Origin of the sequence: Paenibacillus sp. FSL R10-2736, from assembly GCF_038000245.1 — a bacterium.
GTDB classification, from domain to species: domain Bacteria; phylum Bacillota; class Bacilli; order Paenibacillales; family Paenibacillaceae; genus Paenibacillus_AQ; species Paenibacillus_AQ phytohabitans.
In genome coordinates this window covers 5,300,170-5,318,361 of sequence record NZ_JBBOBN010000001.1, presented here as the reverse complement: position 1 = coordinate 5,318,361, position 18,192 = coordinate 5,300,170, and the positions used below count along the sequence as shown (strand labels likewise).

Here is an 18,192-nt window from a genome sequence, read left to right as displayed (position 1 = left end):
GGACAGAAGAGATAGCGGTGGAGAGTGTGGCAGCAGCTGAGGCGGGACGTATAGGTGGGGCAGTAATACCAAGTGCAGCTGCCGGTGAAACCGGAAGGGGAGAGCGATTGGGGTCAGAGAGTATGGCTCCAACTGACGGGGCTCGGACGGAGGAGGCTGCGGCGCTAAGCCTGGCAGCGTCTGCGCGTGTGGAGCAGCTACGCCGTCCTGCCGTTCAGCTGGCGGAACACGCTGATGAAACCTTCGAGCTGGAGGTTTCTCCTGTTATCGGCAGCCGCAGATTCAGAGGTATCCAGATGAAGCTGCTGGCGGAACTGGCAGGCGATGAGGGGCAGCTGATCTATACGAAGGACGGACATTTTCTGCTGCGCAGCCATCCGGGCGACCGTGCTGAGGTGGCGGCGAAGCTTACAGAGGCAGGACTGAGCGTTAGTATACCCGGTGATTATGTGAAAGTAAAAACCTGCGGGTTCTGTGAATTGCGGAGAAGCGGCGCTTTAAGCGCAGCGGTCCGCCTGCATACCCTTCTGCACGGACTTGCTGTACCCAAAGAGCTGAATATCAGCGTGGCGGGCTGCGGCATGGCCTGCAGCTCGGCTGTTCTGGATGACATCGGGCTGGTCCTTTCGCGGGGCAGCTATGAGCTCTATCTGGGCGGCAAGAAGTCGGGCCGGGGAGCGCATGCCGGCACACTCGTCCGCGAAGGTATGGATGAAGATGAAGCCGTGGCTGCTGTAGCAGCGGCAGTGGAGCATTATACTGCGCAAGGCCGGGAGAAGGAGCGGTTTCATGCTTTTTATGAACGGGTGGGCAGTATTGAAGAACAGGTGAACAGCACTGCAGGTAGTATAGATAATAATGACAGCATAGAGGGAGCACACATGATGAGAACCGTATTACTGGTTGGACATGGTAGCCGGGTTCAAGCAGGAAATGATGAGCTGCTGCAATTCACCAGCCAGCTTGCCGCCCGCAAGCCGGAGCTTAAGTTTGAGACCTGCTTCATAGAGCTAGCCTCACCTTCAATCGCGGGCGGAATTGCCAAATGCGTGGAGGACGGCGCGACGCAAATTTATATTGTGCCGATTATATTGTTCGCGGCGGGCCATTCCAAGCTGGATATTCCGCTGGCGATCGATGAAGCCAAGCTGAAATATCCGGGTGTGGAGTTTGTATACGGGCGTCCGCTGGGTGTTCAGGAGCGGGCTGTCGATATTGTGCTGGACCGGATACGGGAAGCTGAATCGCTTTTTGCTTCTGTGAAACACAGTAGTGAAGCTGAATCGCTTGCCGTTTCTGTGGATCACAGTAATGAAGCCGGAGCTGCAGACTTGAGTTTGCAGGAAGCCCAAGCCTGTACAACATCTGCAGCAGAGGATAAGGATACCATCGTGCTGCTCATGGGGCGCGGGGGCAGTGATCCGGATGCCAACAGTGATTTCTATAAGCTGGGCCGGCTGCTATGGGAAAGAACGTCTTACCAAAGCGTTGAAAGCTGCTTCATCGCCATCACGAAGCCGTCGCTTCCGGATGGGCTTGAACGCTGCCTGGCACTGGGTGTGCGTAAGATTATAGTTGTGCCGTACCTGCTGTTCACCGGAGTGCTGATGAAGCAGTTCGCAGAAATGGTTTCTCATTTCGCCGCAGAGCATCCGGAAATTGAAGTGCAGCTCGGCCGCCAGCTCGGCACGCACCCGCTGCTTGTGGATATGCTGACAGAGCGCATTGAGGAGACGATGGAGGGACAGTCTTTCAGCAATTGCGATAACTGCAAGTACCGTGATGAAGCGGCATTGCACCACCACCATCATCATCACCATGGTGAGGAGGGGCATGGACATGGGGAGCATGGGCACGGGCATCATGGGCACGAGCATCACGGGCACGAAGAACACGAGCATGGACACCACGATCATCAGGAGCACGGTCATGGGGAACTCGAGCACGGGAAACACGAGCATGTACACCACGATCATCAGGAACATGGTCACAGGGAACACGATCATGGACACCACGATCATAAGGAACACGGTCATGGGGAACTCGAGCACGGGAAACACGAGCATGGACACCACGATCATCAGGAACACGGTCACAGGGAACACGCGCACGGAGGCCACAGTCATGAGCACCATCGGCACGGGCATCATGGTCATGGGCATCATAGGCATGGGCATCACGGTCGCGGGGATCATGAGCATGGGCATCAAGAGCGGCGGCATGATGTAACCGGAACAGCGGCTCCGGCAGACAACCGGGATCTGCGCCAGCCGCGATGATCTTCATGCTGTGCGGCACCAGCGATGCCCGGGAGCTGGCCCTGAATCTGTCGCGTCAAGGCCTGCCGCTGCAGGCCTCTGTCGTAACTCCCAGTGCGGCTGAACGGCTGGAAGCCGCAGCAATCCGCACCCGGGTCGGCCGTCTGGATAAGCCAGCCATGATCTCGCTGCTGCAGGAGGGCAGCTATCGTGCAGTCGTGGACGGCAGCCATCCTTTTGCGCTGGAGGCACACGCCAATGCTATGGGCGCGGCTGCAGCGCTGGGCCTGCCCTATTTTCGCTACGAGCGGCAAAGTCTTATCTATGACAGCCACCCCCGGCTGATCGTTGTGCATTCCTATGAAGAGGCTGCGCGCAAGGCCAGGGATCTTAAGGGTTCTGTAATGCTGACAACCGGCGGCAAGACACTTGAGGTGTTTGCGGAGGCGCTGCTGGGAGATCCGGATATCCGGCTGACGGTCAGACTGTTGCCCTGCCTGGAGAATATGGAGAAATGTCTGTCCCTTGGCATTGAGCAGCGGAATATTATTGCGCTTCAGGGCCCTTTTAGCAGAGAGATGAACGAGGCACTTTACCGGCAATATGGCACACAGGTGATGATTACCAAAGAGAGCGGGGCGGAAGGCTCGGTGGATGAGAAGCTGTATGCCGCGCTGGATATGGGGCTTTACGTCATTTTGATTATGCGGCCGGAGCTGACCTTTGGTGAGAACGGGAAGGTGTTTGACTCTTTTGACGAGATTACGGAGGCCGTGAGAACTGCGCTGCAAATGAACAAGGAGGGATAACTGTGGATTTTGGTACGGATTTCAAGCCGGTGACGGTACAGCCGCAGGAAATAGAGGGTCTGAGTTTTCAGATGATTACAGAAGAGATGGGTGAACATTCCTTTAGCGAGCTGGAGTACAAAATAGTGCAGCGGATCATTCATGCTTCTGCCGATTTTGAGCTGGGGCGCAGTCTTGTTTTTCACCCGCGGGCGATTGAGGCCGGGATCAGCGCCATTCTGCAGGGCAAGCCGATTATTGCCGATGTGCGGATGGTGGAGGCGGGCATTGCCAAGGAGCGGATTCAGAGGTACGGCGGGGAAGTCAGGGTTCATATTTCCGATCCGGATGTGATGGAAGAAGCGAAGGCGCTGGGGACTACACGGGCCATTATGGCTACGCGCAAAGCTTGTGCACAGGCTCCGGGAGGGATCTATGTGATCGGCAACGCGCCCACTGCCCTGCTGGAACTGATTCGTCTGGTAAAAGAAGGCACAGCGCAGCCGGGTCTTGTAATAGGTATGCCGGTCGGATTCGTCTCGGCAGCAGAATCCAAGGATGAGCTGCGCAAGCTCGACATTCCTTACATCACGAATATCGGCCGCAAGGGCGGAAGCACAATCGTCGTTGCAGCGGTCAACGCACTGAGTCTGCTGGCGGTCCGCCGGGCTGCGGGCGAATTAAATTAGGTCTGCGTCAGGAATAAGCGGGACCTGTGCTAGCGCTGGGCCAAAACTCTATAAGGGTTGGGTCAGAGCGGGTTTTGAACAGGATATGAACAAGTTCTAATCTATATGCCAGGCTTATGAGGTATGTTTACTTAACTGCACTTTGTACAACTAAAACGTCTGATTTACAACAAATTATCCGTTTAGCTGTATTTTGTACAATTAAACTACTGTTTTTTGCTTGTTCTCACCCATTTGGGCAGATTTAGTTGTACAGAGTACAGTTATAAGATGCTAGCCTACCTTTTCGCTGATTTTAATTGCACAGTATACAACTATTATGGAATTTTCACTTGGAACTGAATACATCAATCGCTGCATTGTTGATTGAACTCACTTATTTAATTGTTAGCGTGTCTAAATATATCTACGATGCTCCAAATAGGTTGCATATCATCACAAAGAGGGATTGCCATGAGCGAGGAAACACCAGACAACCGGGTAGATCAGAATAGGAGGAAACGGAGGTGAAGCATGATAATGAGTCCGCGGCAGAGTACACTGCAAAGCGGGTGTCTGAGCATGATGTGGAGTCCGCAGCGAATCGCGGGCATGAGCATGATGCAGAGTACGCAGCAAACCGAGAATCGGAAAATATTGAAGAATACTGCCGTACCCTTGCAGGAGATGAACCGCAACCGCAATCGCAACCTCAGCTGCAATCGCAACCTCAGCTGCAATCGCAACCTCATCCGCAAGCACAGCCAACATCTCCTGCCCTATCCCGGCTGGCAGGGACAGACACAGCTGCGGAGTCCGGCGGTGACTCAGGAGCTGCGGAACCAGGCGGTCTGTCAGCGTCACCTTCCGCTGCTCCTGCCTCCTCAACTCCTGCCGCCCCGCTGCGCAGGGGCTACACCACAGGTGCTTGTGCCGCCGCCGCTGCCAAGGGTGCGGCACTGCTGCTGATTACAGGCGACAGGCTTGCCGCTGTGGATATTGATCTCCCGGCGGGCTTCCGGCACTCCTTTGAACTTACAGGCTGGCAGCGCGAAGGAGCGGACTCGGCAATCTGTGCCACGGTCAAGGATGCCGGAGATGATCCGGATGCCACGCATCAGGCCTGGATTGAAGCAGCGGTGAGTTGGCTGGATCACCCCGGTGTGGAGATCGACGGCGGCCGTGGCGTCGGCCGGGTGACGAAGCCTGGGCTGCCGGTGCCCGTCGGAGCAGCGGCGATTAATCCGGTGCCGCGGCGGATGATACTGGAGGCGGTGTCCGGTGTACTGGAGGAGCATGGCGCGGCGCGGGGGATGCGGGTGGTCATCAGCGTGCCGGAAGGCGAAGCGATTGCCCTAAGAACGCTGAACCCGCGGCTCGGCATCATCGGCGGCATTTCTATCCTCGGCACGCGGGGCGTGGTTACGCCGTTCTCCACCGAAGCCTACAAGGCTAGTGTGGTTCAGGCGATCTCGGTTGCGGCCGCGACGGGGAACGGGCAGATTATTCTGACCACCGGCGGCAGCAGTGAGAAATATGCGATGGCGATGTTTGCCGGGCTTCCGGAGGAAGCTTTTATCCAAATGGGGGAGTATGTAGGCTTCTCTTTGGAGCATGCCAAGGCCTATGGGATCAAGAAAGTTACCTTTGTGGGCATGGCCGGTAAATTCTCCAAGGTCGCTCAAGGTGCCATGCTGATCCACTCGAAGAACGCACCTGTTGACTTCGGATTTCTGGCAGCCGTGGCGGCGGAGGCCGGGGCAGATGACAAGCAGGTGAAGGAGATTGCCGCCGCCAATACTGCCTCGCAGGTGGTGGATATGATGACCGAGGCTGGGAATTCCGCTTTTTTTGAGAGCCTGTGCCGGCATGCCTGTGAACAAAGTCTGAAGCATATGAACGGGGGCATGGTTGTGGAAATGGTATTGATGACGATGAAGGGCCGAGTGCTGGGAAGGGCGGAGATCTGTGGGTAACCTGATCTATGTTATCGGTATCGGTGAGGATGGCGCCGGCGGCCTGACACCGGATAGCTTAAGCAAAGTGAATAACAGTGAGGTGCTGCTCGGCGGAGAACGGCAATTGAATTTTTTTGGCGGATATACCGGTGAGAAAATCATTCTGCAAGGCGGGCTGAAGCCCTTTACAGATACGCTGGAGGGATTGTGGAGGGAGCGGCGGACCGTGGTTCTGGCCTCGGGGGACCCGCTCTTTTTTGGCATCGCGGGGTATCTTGTCCGCAAGTTCGGGCCGGAGCATGTTGAGGTTATTCCGCACTATAGCAGTGTGCAGCTCGCGTTTGCCCGGCTGGGGGACAGCTGGCAGGATGCCGAGCTGATCAGTCTGCACGGGCGCCCCATCCAGGGACTGGCCCAGCGCATAGACGGCAAGCACAAGGTGGCTCTGCTAACGGACGAGAGTAATACGCCTGCGGTGATTGCCGCTTATTTGCGTGAGTTCGGGATGATGGAATACGAAGCGTTTGTGTGCGAACGGTTGGGGGGAGCGGAGGAAGTCTGCCGCTTCTGGACGCTGGATGAGATGGAGACCAGTGAATTTGCGGCGCTGAATGTAGTTATCCTGCGCAGAAGGCCGGGAACCAGCTCATCATTGCGGCGCGGCTTCGCTTATCCGGATGAGCAGTTCCAGCAGCGGAAGCCGGAGAAAGGCCTCATTACGAAACGTGAAGTCCGGGCTCTGGTCCTGTCCGAGCTCAATCTGTCCGAGGATGCGGTGGTATGGGATATCGGCTCCGGCTCCGGTGCGGTTGCGGCGGAATGTGCGCGGATTGCCAGGCTCGGCAAGGTCTATGCCCTGGAAAAGGGAGCGGAGAATCTGCCGAACATGGAAGCGAACCGCCGGAGGTTCCGCGCCGATTTCCAGATCATACATCAAAAAGCGCCGCAGGGGCTGGAGAGTCTCCCGGATCCGGATGGAGTGTTCATCGGCGGCAGCGGCGGGGAGCTGGCGGATATTATCGCGCTCTGTGCCGCGAGACTCCGGCCGGAAGGGCGGATTGTCGTTGGAGCGATCACTATTGAGACGCTATATAGAAGCATGGAGGCGCTGAAGCAGGCAGGCCTGGATTGCGGGGTAACTATGCTTCAGGCATCACGCGGTAAGCCGATTCTCGACATGACCCGGTTCGAGGGTATGAATCCCGTGTATGTGGTTAGTGGACGGAAGAGCTGAGGCTGATCAGAACAGAACAGAACAGATTTAGATCAGATCAGATATTCAGATATAAGGAAGCAAGAAGCATCAGAAACAAAGGAGGAACATGCGATGAAGACCCATGTAACGGCGGCGAGTCAGCAGGCAGTGCAGGCTGTGGACGGGCAGGAAGCATCTGAGGGACAAGGAAATGCCGCTGAAACGCAGCTGGCAGAAGCGGCGATGCAGGCCGCAAGTGCGCTCTATGATGCTATGGATGAGGAAGAGCTGAAGCTGGAGGAAAGGCTGACTCCCCGGGCGATCGGGACGTTGTACGGTGTCGGTGTCGGCCCCGGTGATCCGGAGCTGATTACGCTCAAGGCCTGCCGGCTGCTGCGGGAATGTCCGGTGATTGCCTACCCGGCAACCAAAAAAGGCGGCAAATCCTACGCCCACGAAATCATCGAGATGCATGTGAAGCCGGATGAGAAAATCATGCTCGGACTGATCTTCCCGATGACGAAGGATCCGGTGCAGCTGGCAGGCGGCTGGAACCGCACTGTGGAGCTGTGCTGGAGTGAGCTGAAGCAGGGCCGAGATGTGGCTTTTGTGACGGAGGGTGACCCTAATCTGTTCAGCACCTTTATTCACCTGGCCCGCTTAATGCAGGAGCTGCATCCTGGTGTACCGATCGTCTCCATTCCGGGGATTTCCTCGGTGCTGGGCGCGGCGGCTGCCCTGGAGCAGCCCTTGGCGGACGGAGATCAGCGGGTGGGAATCATCCCGGCGACAGATGACCGCGAGGCACTGAAGGAGGCGCTGCTGCATCACGAGACGGTGGTATTCCTCAAGGTGGCCAAGGTGCTGGATCTGGTGCTGGATGTGCTGGATGAACTGGGACTGTCCGGCAAAGCATCCGTCGTTACCAAGGTAACCTCGCCTTACGAAACGGTATGGCGCGATGCGCGGGATCTGCGGGGCAAAGAGCTGGAATACTTAAGTCTGATGGTGGTGAGCAAATGACAGATATCGTGCTCGAACCTAAAGTATACATTGTGGGTGCCGGACCCGGCGATCCGGAGCTGATTACAGTAAAAGGCAGCCGGATCCTGCGCTCAGCGGACGTGGTGCTCTATGCCGACTCTCTGGTCAGTGAGGAGCTGATCCACAGTGCGAAGCCCGGTGCAGAGGTACTGCGAAGCTCGGGGCTGGATCTGGAGCAGCAGGTAGAGCTGATGGCGGCAGCAGTACAGTCTGGTAAAAGCGTAGCCCGCGTCCACACGGGCGACCCGTCCATGTACGGCGCGATTCTGGAGCAGATGTCGCTGCTGAAGCTATGCGGCGTCCGCTATGAAATCGTGCCGGGTGTAAGCTCGGTCTTTGCATCCGCTGCGGCGCTTGGTGCAGAGCTGACCGTGCCTGATCTGACACAGACGGTAATTCTGACCCGTGCGGAAGGACGCACACCGGTGCCGGAGCGCGAGCAGCTGCGCAAGCTGGCCGAGCATCACTGTACAGTGGCGCTGTTTCTTAGTGCCTCCCTGGCCGGGCATGCGGCCGGGGAATTCCTGGCTGCCGGCTGGAGCCCGGATACACCGGTAGCTGTAGTGAAGCGGGCGACTTGGCCGGATCAGCAGATTCTGCGGACAACGGTGCAGAATCTGGAGGCAGATCTGCGTGGAGCGGGCATCACCATGCATGCCATGATCCTGGCCGGCTGGGCGCTGGACCCCGGGCTGACAGACCGCGATCAGCACCGCTCCAAGCTCTATGACAAGGCATTTACCCATGGCTGCCGGGAAGGAATTGGCTCTGGTGAGTAAGCGGCGGTATGCAGCGGTCGCGATCACGCGAAACGGCATCGGGCTGGCGCTGAAGCTGGGAGCGATGCTCGGGGAGACGGAGGTCTTTTGTTATGCCAAGTATAGCGGCGGGCTGGAGATGCGGGCTGGGGAGATTTCGCTTTTTGAGGGGCCGGTAAAGGATTTACTCCCCCGGCTCTTCCGGGATTATGAGGGGGTTATTCTGTTCTTCTCACTGGGCGCCGCGGTCCGGCTGATTGCTCCGCTGCTGCAGGACAAAAGAACCGATCCTGCCGTCATCGTCATTGATGAGCGCGGGGAGCATGTCATCAGCATGCTGTCCGGCCACCTCGGGGGGGCCAACAGACTGACGCTGCAGATCGCCGGGCTGCTCGGCAGTCATCCGGTAATTACAACGGCTTCCGATGTGCAGGGCACCTTCGCTGTGGATCTGCTTGGCCGGGAATACGGCTGGCGCGCAGACAGCTTTACCGGTATGAAAAGTGTCAGTGCTGCGCTTGTCAACGGGGAAGCGGTAGCTTTTGTCCAGGAGAGCGGAGAGCCGGGCTGGCTGCCGCCGGGGGCAGTGCTGCCGGAGCATGTACGCGTATTTGCCAGCAGGGATGAGCTGCGAAGCAGCGGCTTCCGCTTCAGCGCAGCGATCGTGGTGAGTGACCGGCTGCCGGATGAAGATGAGCCGGAGGAGGCTGTGCTTGCTGAATGCGCTGTAGTCTATCGTCCGCGCAGCCTGGTGCTCGGTTTGGGCTGTAACCGCGGAACCTCTGCGGAGGAGCTTGAAGCTGTAGTGCTGCATACGCTGGCAGAGCTCAGGCTATCGCTCTACAGTGTGCGGAATGTGGCTACTGCCGGGATTAAGGGCGATGAGGCCGGATTGCTGGCTCTCTGTGCCAAATACGGCTGGGAGCTGGCGTTGTATTCACCGGACCAGTTGAACACGGTCACCCTGGACAATCCTTCGGAGGTAGTGTTCAGAGCGACCGGAGCGTACGGAGTCTGTGAGCCTGCCGCACTGTTATCTTCAGGTGCGCAGGCGCTCCTGCAGCGCAAACATAAAAGCGGAAATGTGACAATCGCCGTAGCGCGGGTTGTCTATGCCGGTTAGAGCGGGGGAGAAGCGGTGAGAGAGACATGGAATGAAATGAAGGACCGGGAGCCGTTCTTGCAGACACGCCCGCGCTTTGTAGTAGCAGGCACGGGCAGCGGCTCCGGCAAAACAACGGTCACGCTGGGACTGATGCGGGCGTTTGCCCGGCGCGGCCTGAAGGTTCAGGGCTTCAAATGCGGGCCAGACTATATCGATCCTGCGTATCATACTGCAGTCACTGGCCGTTCTTCCCGCAACCTGGACTCCTGGATGACTTCAAGCAGCTATCTGCAGGAATATTTCCTGCGGGTATCGGAGGATGTGGATCTGTCAGTCATCGAGGGTGTGATGGGGCTGTATGACGGCAAAGAGGACACAGCACTCACCGGATCAACGGCAGAAATCGCCATCCTGACAGACAGTCCGGTGCTGCTTGTAGTCGATGTCCGCAGTATGGGACGCAGTGCTGCGGCCATTGTCCTGGGCTTTCAGCAGCTGGAGCCGGAGCTGCGGATTGCTGCGGTCATAGTGAACCGCTGCGGCAGTGAGGGCCACTACCGGATGGTCCGGGCAGCGATTGAAGCGGCCTGTGGCATTCCGGTCATCGGCTGGCTGCCGCGCGACAGCGGCCTCGATATCCCGGAGCGGCATCTTGGCCTGCTTCCCGCTGTGGAGCGCGGAGAGCTGGAGCCTTTGTTCGAGCATGCCGCCGATCTGCTGGCGGAAGGCACCGATCTGGAGCGGCTGCTGGAGCTTGCCGCTGCTGCGCCTGCATTGCAGTATCCACCGCTGTTGGAAGCGGTGCTGCAGGCGCAAGGACCCTCGCAGGGCTGCCCGGGTATACTGGAGCCGGGAATGCCGGGGTTTACGGCGACTGAGACTCCGGGTTTGGGCAGCCAGCCGGCAATGGAGCCTGCATCACAGGAGCGGCCTGTGTCAGCGGGGCCACCCTTGTCTTCACCGGCAGCACGGATAATGCCGGCGGATACGAACAGGCCGGCACACCGTCCTGTCCAGCCGGTTATTGCCATAGCCCGGGATGCGGCATTCAATTTCTATTATGCCGACAATCTGGAGCTGCTCGAGCGCGCAGGTGCGCGGCTGGTTATGTTCAGCCCGCTGAGCGGAGAGGGAATCCCGCCGGAGGCCGACGGAATCTATATCGGCGGCGGGTTTCCCGAAGAATTCGCTGCTGTGATTGCAGCGAATTCGCTCTTCCTGGACGGCGTAAGAGCTGCAGCTGCAGACGGAATGCCGTTGTATGCGGAATGCGGCGGCTACATGGTGCTGGCCCGCAGCCTGACCGACCGCTCCGGCGCCGTGCATGAGATGGCCGGAATCATTCCGGCACATACCGTAATGCAGGAGCGCCGCGCCGCGCTCGGGTACCGTGAGGTGACAGCCCTTCACGATTGCCTGCTGCTGAAGCAGGGCGGACGACTGCGCGGCCATGAATTCCATTATTCCGGCATGAGCTACATTCCCGGGGAAGCCAGAATTTATGCCTATGAGAGCAAAGGCAGAGGGGGGAGTCAGCCGGAAGGGTATATCAGCGGCAACATTATGGCTGCTTATGCGCATATTCATTTGGCTTCCCATTTCCCGGCAGCAGGACGTCTGGTGGAGGCCTGCCGCACTTATCGGGAACAGAAGAAGCATGCGGAGCAGCGGCTCTAAGTGTTCCAGACTGGAGGCCAAGGCAGAAACTGGACTCCGTATAAATCCTGCACCTAATCCTGCATGAAATCCTGCACGAAATACAACATTCCCCTCAAGCTATCGATGATAATCGGACATTGTTGTATAAAAGGCAGGATTTCGCCTCCATCAGTTCGGTTAGCGGAATGAATTCTTGTATTTTCTGCAACAATCTTCATGAAAACCTTAATATCAGTGAACCCAAGTTGTAATACTTACAACTTTTGAGCCTGTCCATACTGAGGGAGCCTAACAATCACTTCGCTGCCGGGTGAGACTCTAGGCTCATAGCTTAACCCTCGGCCGGATTGTCTAATATATAGTCTATATAAGTGGTTCATACAAGTGGTCTATACCAAGAGAGCTTAAATCTCTTACTTTTCGGATGAACAAATTGTATGCCCTAAATTTATGGCCCGCAGGGATTTCGGCCATCGGTTAGACAGCCTTCTAAAGTCCTTATCTTGTATATTCTGGGCTGTTTGCCTGCTGATCATAATCGTTCGGGTAATTCCTGCATCAGCCAGCTCGTAATACTAACGCCTTGCCTGAACCGCCATTGACTGGTTTTTCACTCCCCGCTGGAGAGTGGGATTCCAGAATATTTTATAGCCGTTTCATATATGTCAACCGCTTGTCATACATCTGTAAGCCTCGTATAATAGGATCAAGAGAGCGCTTTATTACCCTGCTGGCAGGTTACCGGCTTATTTTTTATCAGGGGAAAGATTGGATTATATGCTGCTGAATTTCAAAGTCTGGAAGCAATCACTAAATGATGGTAATGGAGAAGGGAGCACGCTGCAGTGAAATTGTTGGGAGCGATTGAAGCAGGAGGAACAAAGTTTGTATGCGGAATCGGGAATGAGGACGGGACGATTATCGACCGGGTGAGCTTTCCGACCACAACTCCTCAAGAAACGATGGGGCTGGTATTAGATTATTTCTCCGCTAAAGATGTGGAGTCCATTGGCATTGGTTCATTCGGACCGATTGACCCGGTGATCGGCAGCCCTACTTACGGATATATTACAACCACACCGAAACCCCACTGGGGTGGATATAATCTCGTTGGAGCCGTGACGGAGCAGCTTGATGTTCCGGTAGGTTTCGATACAGATGTGAACGGAGCCGCCCTGGGCGAGTACACTTGGGGAGCAGCCCAAGGGCTGGATAGCTGCCTCTATATCACAGTAGGCACCGGCATCGGCGCCGGTGCAGTGGTCGGCGGGAAGCTGATCCACGGGCTGTCCCACCCTGAGATGGGACATATTCTGGTCCGCCGCCATCCGGAAGATCACTATGAAGGCTTCTGCCCTTATCATGGCGATTGCCTGGAAGGCCTGGCGGCAGGTCCGGCTATCGGCAAGCGCTGGGGCAAGCCTGCGGGCGAGCTGCCATCGGATCATCCGGCCTGGGCGATGGAGGCCCACTATCTGGCCCACGCCCTGATGAACTATGTGCTGATCCTATCGCCGCAGAGAATCGTGATGGGCGGCGGCGTGATGAAGCAGAGCCAGCTCTTCCCGCTGATCCATACCAAGCTGCAGGAATTGCTTGGCGGATATGTGCAGCATCCGGCGCTGAATGAAGCCATCGGCAGCTATATTGTCCCTCCTCAGCTCGGGGATAATGCGGGACTCTCCGGTGCGCTTGGCCTTGCGAAGCTGGCGCTTGACGGACAGTAGAATATCCTACAAAAAGGCATTGACTGTTTCGCAATATGTGGTATCCTAGGTTTTAACAGTATAGCATTTAAGAGGAAGCACCTCTTTCACGGATTTTCGTGGGAGAGGTGCTTTTTTTTGTGCAAAGATAAGAATTTATAGGCTCCGCGCAATAAATGTTCCTTATCTTTCCCGCTGAAACGGTATCGGCGGGGGCAGGTAATCCGGTCCGCACAAAGCTCATGCATACTGTAAGACGATGAAGGTAGGGATTCATATGCAGATCGTATTTATGAACCGTTTGTCCAGAATGTCAGGTGTGGATCAGGAGGTATTTGCCCAATTGTGGATTGGAGAGGAGGAGGGGGTGTGGCGCCTGGGCTGGCGCGACTTCTCAGGAGAACAGGAAATGGGTGACAGCTTATGGTATGAAGGCGGTTCATGGAATGAAATGCTGTGTGTGTACCGGCATGAGCTTGCAATGAAGATGGGAGACGGTTACCGCCCCCTGATTGATGGTGTATTTCATGAAGATGAGCATCTTAACAGCCGAGGTCAGGAGCAGCTTAAGCTGCAGTATTACAGTGAGCAGTACGCCAATGAAACGGTATATGAGGAGCTGTGCTCCTGGCGCAGGGGGAAGGCTTCCAGCGAACGCAAGGCACCTTACATCCTGGCCAGCAACCGTCTGCTGCGGATGATCAGTGCATTTCTGCCCCATACGGCGGAAGAGCTGCTGCAGATTCCCGGCGTAGGTGAAGGTAAAGCCTCGCAATATGGCGCCGACTGGCTCAGTATTACCTCCGGTGTGCAGCGTGAGCATCAATATCCGCTGGGCTGGGTAAGTGATTCGATCGACGAAGAGAGCTTTGTTTCCTGGCTGTACAAACAGAAGGAGCTGAAATACAAGAAGCAGCTGGAGCGGCTGAGACTGCGGCGTGTACTGCTTCAGGGGATTGAAGAAGGGCAGGGAATGGAGCAGCTCAAGGGGCTCAGCGGGGTCTCCCGCCGTGAAGTTCTTGAAGCTGTAGAGGAACTGGAGAAGGACGGCTATTCCGTCGAGAAGCTCATTGCTCTTGAACTCAGTGAAGTTACTCCCCAGGAACAGAACAATATATGGACAGCCTATGAGCTGATCGGTGATACCTTCCTGAAGCCCGTCCTCTATAAGGCCTATGGCGAGGATTTCTCCCCCGCAGAAGGCCTCGATATGTACTATGAGCGCCTGCGGCTGATCCGTATCCGCTTCCGCCGGGAGCAGCCGGCCGGTCTGGGGCTGGCGACGAACCTGTAGGAAGCAGCCTTCTTCCCGGAGCTTACCCTGAAGCGCGCTTCCCCCCTTCCCGTGAGGAAGTGCGCTTTAGGGTTTTATCTGCGGCCGGCAGTGCCTGCAAATTATTAGGAGAAAGGGGCGATTAGCGGTACTATACCTGTATGCAGTTAAAAAGGAGTGGGACATATGATAGTAACGTTGACGGTTAATCCTAGCGTTGATGCCAGTACGGGTATAAGTAAGGTTGTTCCCGATCATAAGCTGCGCTGCCGTGAAGCCTCATACAAACCGGGAGGCGGCGGTGTGAATGTATCGCGGGCGATCCATAGATTGGGAGGGGATTCGCTGGCACTGTATGCCTCAGGCGGACTTCATGGCCAGCTGCTGCACCATATGCTGGAACAGGAGGGCGTAAGGCATCAGGAGATTCCGATCAGCGGGCAGACCCGGGAGAATCTGATTGTCGTGGAGGAATCCACCGGGCGGCAGTTCCGGTTCGACATGCCGGGCCCGCGGTTCATCGAAGGCGACTGGAAGGAGTGTCTTGAGCAATTAACGGCGCTGCCGGATAAACCTGCTTATCTTGTAGCCAGCGGCAGTCTGCCCCCGGGCTGTCCCGCTGATTTCTATGCGCGTGTCATTGAAGCTGCGAAGCCCTGGAAGGCCAGGGTTATTATCGATACTTCCGGCGAAGCGCTGCAGCTTGCGGCTGATGCCGGCGTATATCTGCTGAAGCCGAACGCGCGTGAGCTGGAAGAATTGGTAGGGCATGCAATAACCGGTGATGAGGAAGTGAAGGCAGCCGCACTGCAGCTGATTGAAGAAGGCCGGACGGAAGTAGTGGTAGTCTCACTGGGCGGGGACGGGGCGCTGCTGATTACCAAAGACGGCTGCGAGCATGTGCTGGCACCTGAAGTTCCTGTACTCAGTGTAGTAGGCGCTGGCGACAGTCTGGTTGCGGGACTCGTGTACAGTCTGGAACGGGGCTGGCCGCTGCGCAGAGCCGTTCAGTTCGGCATCGCCTCCGGAGCTGCGGCGGTCATGAATCCGGAGCGTCAGCTCTGCAAGCGCGAGGATACGGAGCGGTTGTTTGCCGGCATGGATACCGGCGCAGCCGGACACATGTAGTTTTGTGGCCGCCATATACCAAAAAGACGAAGGCTTCCCTATACCCTGAGGTATCCGGTGCCTTCGTCCTGCGTATTCGTCCGTTTAGTTTCATAGCCAATCCTTCTTGCGGAAGATCACCAGCATTCCGCAGCCGAGCGTCACCATGACGGCGATGACTCCATAATAGCCGTACTGGGAATGGGTCTCGGGAATATTGTCAAAGTTCATACCGTAGATACCGGTAATAACGGTCAGCGGCATGAATATCGTAGTAATTGCCGTAAATACTCTCATGATTTCATTGGCGCGGTTAGCAATACTGGACTGATAAGCTTCACGTAAGTTGCCCATGAGATCGCGGTACGTTTCAAAGGTTTCAGAGATCTTGACCGCATTTTCATAAATATCGCTGAAATACTTCTGCAGCTGATCGTCGATCAGGCGGAGGTCTTTTTTGTTGAGCGTGTTGATAACTTCCTTCTGCGGGCCCAGCATCTTCTTCAGCCAGAGAATTTCACTGCGCAGACCGATAATCTCGCTGAGATGCGATTTCTTGGTGTGCATGAGGATATCCTCCTCCAGCTTCTCAATCCGCGCTTCAATCCGGTCACCGACCGAGAAGAAGTTGTCGACCACAAGGTCGATTAACAGGTACAGGAAGCGGTCCGGCTCACTGACCTCCTGCTCCCACAGAATGGGCTTCAGGACGCGCAGCTCATGGATCTTCTGCTTCGTAACGGTGATGATGAAATGTCTGCCCAGGAATACGTTGAGCGCGCGGAGGAAGATTTCCTCGTCATCAAACCGGATGCTGTTGACTACGATAAAATAATGGCTCTCATAGATCTCCAGCTTCGGGCGCTGATCCTCTTCACTGAGACAGTCCTCGACAGCCAGATCATGCAGATTGTACAAAGGCTGAAGCTCAACAAGATCCTCAACATCCGCATCAATCCAATAGAAACCCTCAGCGGGTGCGGTAAGTGTATCCTCAATATTGTCAATAGTCGTAAAAACCCCTGCGTTCACCAGCCGGATTTTCATCTGATTCACTCCTTCTGTCCCTGGTCTTCTCCAGGGATATGCTAATTAAAGCACAGAGAAAAAATCAGCTTGGCCGGTGGTACAATCATGGATGAAGGCCAAAAGACGGTCCGAGAGCATGAAGAAGAACTGCCCCCGCCGCCGGCAAGCTGATGTTAATCCTGTGTGGTTGTTCTTTCTGCACGCTTATTCGCGAGCCCGGGTCGCCTTCCATTCTTCTCTCACCTCTTCTTTTCGCCGTTTATGGTTGAAACACTTGTCTAGTATAACGCCGGGGTATGGCTCTTTCAAGAGAAATTCTTTTCATTCTCCAGGCCCCTTAAGCATTGTATGGACTTGACGAAAAGGAGGTTCATGATTTAAAGTGAATTTTAAGAAAAGTATCCGCGGATGCTTTGGAATAACCCCAACTGAATACAGCTAAATCTTATCAAGAGCAGGTGGAGGGACTAGCCCGATGAAACCCGGCAACCGGCGTGTGAACGCACGGTGCTAATTCTTGCGGAAGCTTTGCAGGACGTTATTCGTCCGGCGGAAGTTCTCTGGCAGATGAGAGAGGCGCATATGACTGCAGATATATGACCTTTCTCGCCCGAGAAAGGTCTTTTTTCGTTGTTTTACATCAGATTTAACCGCCAAGCGGAACCTAATTTCAGTTAAGGAGTGGAAACAGCAATGCCTATTAAAATTCCCGACAGTCTTCCGGCCAAAGAAGTATTATCCGGTGAGAATATTTTTGTAATGGATGAAAGCCATGCCTTTCATCAGGATATCCGTCCTTTGCGGATCGCCATCCTGAATCTGATGCCGACCAAAGAAACCACGGAAACGCAGCTGCTGCGCCTTATCGGGAACTCACCGCTACAGGTGGACGTTGTTCTGCTGCATCCCAGCTCCCATACCTCGAAGAATACTTCGGCAGAGCACTTAAAGAGCTTTTACAAAACCTTTGATGAAATCAGTGACCGCCGCTTTGACGGCTTGATCATCACCGGGGCTCCGGTGGAACAAATGGAGTTCGAGGATGTCAACTACTGGGAAGAGCTGAAAGTGATTTTTGAATGGAGCAAGCAGAACGTAACCTCGACCATGCATATCTGTTGGGCCGCGCAGGCAGGACTGTACCACCACTTCGGCGTGCGTAAGGTGAGTCTGCCGGATAAATGCTTTGGAGTGTTTCCGCATACGCTGAGCCATAATAATGTGAAACTGCTGCGGGGCTTCGACGAAGTATTCCATGTGCCGCATTCCCGTCACACCGACGTCTCCCGTGAAGATATAGAGAATAATCCGGATCTGCAGATTCTGGCGGAATCAGAGGAAGCCGGTGTGTACCTGGTTTCTGCGCATGACGGCAAGCAGATTTTTGTAACCGGACATTCAGAATATGATCCGTTCTCCCTGAAATGGGAGTATGACCGCGATATCGCCAAGGGCATGGATATTGAGATTCCGAAGCACTATTATCCAAAAGATGATCCCACCCGTACACCGCCGGCCGTCTGGCGCGCCCATGCTAACTTATTATTCGCTAATTGGCTCAATTACTATGTATACCAGGAGACACCCTACGATATCGGAGCGTTTATTTAAAAAAATTATTTATATATAGAAGCAATGGTTACA

General features: G+C 55.6%; 14 protein-coding genes and 1 riboswitch. Of the genes, 13 read left to right on the top strand and 1 reads right to left on the bottom strand.

The window, feature by feature from the left end:
* Window positions 1-122: 122 nt before the first annotated feature.
* The 12 genes from NSQ73_RS22795 to NSQ73_RS22740 all read left to right on the top strand — a co-directional run bounded on the left by NSQ73_RS22795 (window position 123) and on the right by NSQ73_RS22740 (window position 15,540).
* Window positions 123-2,279 (top strand): CbiX/SirB N-terminal domain-containing protein, encoded by a 2,157-nt coding sequence (locus NSQ73_RS22795; protein ID WP_445669681.1) that lies wholly within the window; start codon window positions 123-125, stop codon window positions 2,277-2,279.
* Window positions 2,276-3,067, top strand: coding sequence for a precorrin-6A reductase (cobK, locus tag NSQ73_RS22790; protein WP_340988290.1), 792 nt, complete (start codon window positions 2,276-2,278; stop codon window positions 3,065-3,067). The genes NSQ73_RS22795 and cobK overlap by 4 nt, the downstream gene beginning before the upstream one ends.
* A gap of 2 nt (window positions 3,068-3,069) precedes the next feature.
* Window positions 3,070-3,735 (top strand): precorrin-8X methylmutase, encoded by a 666-nt coding sequence (locus NSQ73_RS22785; RefSeq protein WP_340988289.1) that lies wholly within the window; start codon window positions 3,070-3,072, stop codon window positions 3,733-3,735.
* An 830-nt stretch (window positions 3,736-4,565) separates the two neighbouring features.
* A complete protein-coding gene (locus NSQ73_RS22780; protein ID WP_340989370.1) occupies window positions 4,566-5,690 on the top strand; it encodes a cobalt-precorrin-5B (C(1))-methyltransferase in 1,125 nt (374 codons plus the stop codon).
* Entirely contained in the window at window positions 5,683-6,906 is a 1,224-nt protein-coding gene (gene cbiE / locus NSQ73_RS22775; RefSeq protein ID WP_340988288.1) for a precorrin-6y C5,15-methyltransferase (decarboxylating) subunit CbiE, read from the top strand. The genes NSQ73_RS22780 and cbiE overlap by 8 nt, the downstream gene beginning before the upstream one ends.
* Before the next feature lie 234 nt (window positions 6,907-7,140).
* Window positions 7,141-7,890: a precorrin-2 C(20)-methyltransferase gene (gene cobI / locus NSQ73_RS22770; RefSeq protein ID WP_340989369.1), complete on the top strand. Its 750-nt coding sequence runs from the start codon at window positions 7,141-7,143 to the stop codon at window positions 7,888-7,890.
* A 5-nt stretch (window positions 7,891-7,895) separates the two neighbouring features.
* Complete coding sequence (cobM, locus tag NSQ73_RS22765) at window positions 7,896-8,690, top strand: precorrin-4 C(11)-methyltransferase (protein ID WP_340989367.1); 795 nt, start codon at window positions 7,896-7,898, stop codon at window positions 8,688-8,690.
* Window positions 8,656-9,792 carry a cobalt-precorrin 5A hydrolase gene (locus tag NSQ73_RS22760; protein WP_445669589.1) on the top strand — a complete coding sequence of 379 codons (1,137 nt, stop codon included), beginning with the start codon at window positions 8,656-8,658 and terminating at the stop codon, window positions 9,790-9,792. Before cobM ends, NSQ73_RS22760 begins: the two co-directional genes overlap by 35 nt.
* Before the next feature lie 36 nt (window positions 9,793-9,828).
* On the top strand, window positions 9,829-11,451 hold the full coding sequence (locus NSQ73_RS22755; RefSeq protein WP_340989365.1) for a cobyrinate a,c-diamide synthase: 1,623 nt from the start codon (window positions 9,829-9,831) through the stop codon (window positions 11,449-11,451).
* A gap of 827 nt (window positions 11,452-12,278) precedes the next feature.
* The gene (locus NSQ73_RS22750; protein ID WP_340988286.1) at window positions 12,279-13,160 is read left to right on the top strand and encodes an ROK family protein; all 882 of its coding nucleotides are present in this window, start codon (window positions 12,279-12,281) and stop codon (window positions 13,158-13,160) included.
* Window positions 13,161-13,416: 256 nt separating this feature from the next.
* On the top strand, window positions 13,417-14,433 hold the full coding sequence (locus NSQ73_RS22745; protein ID WP_039303302.1) for an HRDC domain-containing protein: 1,017 nt from the start codon (window positions 13,417-13,419) through the stop codon (window positions 14,431-14,433).
* A gap of 165 nt (window positions 14,434-14,598) precedes the next feature.
* Complete coding sequence (locus NSQ73_RS22740; RefSeq protein ID WP_340988285.1) at window positions 14,599-15,540, top strand: 1-phosphofructokinase family hexose kinase; 942 nt, start codon at window positions 14,599-14,601, stop codon at window positions 15,538-15,540.
* 90 nt (window positions 15,541-15,630) lie between these two features.
* On the opposite strand, the gene corA is transcribed toward NSQ73_RS22740, so the two are convergent.
* Complete coding sequence (corA, locus tag NSQ73_RS22735) at window positions 15,631-16,566, bottom strand: magnesium/cobalt transporter CorA (RefSeq protein ID WP_042211571.1); 936 nt, start codon at window positions 16,564-16,566, stop codon at window positions 15,631-15,633.
* A 424-nt stretch (window positions 16,567-16,990) separates the two neighbouring features.
* A riboswitch (SAM riboswitch) is annotated at window positions 16,991-17,122 on the top strand.
* 119 nt (window positions 17,123-17,241) lie between these two features.
* On the opposite strand from corA, the gene metA reads away from it, so the two are divergent.
* The gene (metA, locus tag NSQ73_RS22730; protein WP_042135138.1) at window positions 17,242-18,159 is read left to right on the top strand and encodes a homoserine O-acetyltransferase MetA; all 918 of its coding nucleotides are present in this window, start codon (window positions 17,242-17,244) and stop codon (window positions 18,157-18,159) included.
* The last annotated feature ends 33 nt before the right edge of the window (window positions 18,160-18,192 follow it).

Bases quoted from the DNA above. Each gene is read 5' to 3' on its own strand.
- NSQ73_RS22795 (WP_445669681.1), top strand. From the start codon at position 123: ATGGCTCCAACTGACGGGGCTCGGACGGAGGAGGCTGCGGCGCTAAGC.
- cobK (WP_340988290.1), top strand. From the start codon at position 2,276: ATGATCTTCATGCTGTGCGGCACCAGCGATGCCCGGGAGCTGGCCCTG.
- cobI (WP_340989369.1), top strand. From the start codon at position 7,141: ATGGATGAGGAAGAGCTGAAGCTGGAGGAAAGGCTGACTCCCCGGGCG.
- NSQ73_RS22760 (WP_445669589.1), top strand. From the start codon at position 8,656: ATGGCTGCCGGGAAGGAATTGGCTCTGGTGAGTAAGCGGCGGTATGCA.
- NSQ73_RS22755 (WP_340989365.1), top strand. From the start codon at position 9,829: ATGAAGGACCGGGAGCCGTTCTTGCAGACACGCCCGCGCTTTGTAGTA.
- NSQ73_RS22745 (WP_039303302.1), top strand. From the start codon at position 13,417: ATGCAGATCGTATTTATGAACCGTTTGTCCAGAATGTCAGGTGTGGAT.
- NSQ73_RS22740 (WP_340988285.1), top strand. From the start codon at position 14,599: ATGATAGTAACGTTGACGGTTAATCCTAGCGTTGATGCCAGTACGGGT.
- corA (WP_042211571.1), bottom strand. From the start codon at position 16,566: ATGAAAATCCGGCTGGTGAACGCAGGGGTTTTTACGACTATTGACAAT.
- metA (WP_042135138.1), top strand. From the start codon at position 17,242: ATGCCTATTAAAATTCCCGACAGTCTTCCGGCCAAAGAAGTATTATCC.